Raw genomic sequence first — 1,044 nt, forward strand, 5'->3', positions numbered from 1 at the left:
GTCTCATGGTGGTGTTTTTCCCCAAGAGCTGAGCCAGGTTTTAGCCTTATCAGGAATTGGTAAAACAACAGCAGGTGGTATTCTAAGCGCTGCCTTCAATCAGCCAGTGCCTATTCTCGATGGTAATGTTAAACGAGTACTAGCACGATTGGTAGCATTGCCGATACCACCTGCCAAAGCCACTCAACAATTATGGAAGCTATCAGAAGCCTTACTGGATCATCAACATCCCCGAGAGTTTAACCAAGGAATAATGGATTTGGGAGCAACTATCTGTACTCGGAAAACTCCCAATTGCCCTGATTGTCCCTGGAAATCTTACTGTCAGGCTTACAATCATGGGATTCAATCTGAAATACCTATGCGTGAACCATCTTCTCCCCTACCCACAAAAAATATCGGTGTCGCTGTAATCTGGAACGACCAGGGACAAATTCTAATCGACCGCCGACCTGCAAAAGGCTTATTGGGTGGTCTTTGGGAGTTTCCTGGTGGCAAAATTGAGCTTGGTGAAACTGTTCCGGAATGTATTAAACGAGAAATTCAGGAAGAATTGGGCATTGAGATTGAGGTTGGGGAACACCTGATCACAATCAATCACGCCTACAGCCACTTTCGCGTTGTGCTAAGTGTACACCACTGTCGCCATCTCAGTGGTGTTCCGCAACCTATTGAATGTGATGAGATTCGCTGGGTCACCTTAGATGAAGTAGATCAGTTTCCCTTCCCCAAAGCCAATACTCAGATTATTGCGGCTTTGCGCTCTCAAGAGGGGAGAAAGTATGAAGTATGAAGTGTCACTGCTAGTTGTGGGTAAAGTGTCAGCTAAGGTTTCTCGCATTTAACTTTTGGAACTCTGAGACTGAATCCCTGATAGTAGCTTACTGATAGTAGCTTAGCTCGCTTCTCATAATTATTAGATGCAGTAAAGCGCGATTACCTGATCGATTCAACTGATAAAGCGCTTTAAACCTTAAAGCTTGTACCTTCAACACCATTTCCTATCGATAAATCGGTAAGGTGAAGTGAAAACAACTGCCACCC

At 44.5% G+C, this 1,044-nt stretch carries 1 protein-coding gene; it reads left to right on the forward strand.

Translation table 11 applies throughout. The annotated features are described in order from the left end of the window. On the forward strand, nucleotides 1–793 hold a 793-nt coding region (gene mutT / locus F6K53_RS45200), incomplete at its 5' end, for an 8-oxo-dGTP diphosphatase MutT (RefSeq protein ID WP_293087700.1). Between the last annotated feature and the right edge of the window lie 251 nt (nucleotides 794–1,044).

Source organism: Moorena sp. SIO4A1 (genome assembly GCF_010672065.1).
Taxonomy (GTDB): domain Bacteria; phylum Cyanobacteriota; class Cyanobacteriia; order Cyanobacteriales; family Coleofasciculaceae; genus Moorena.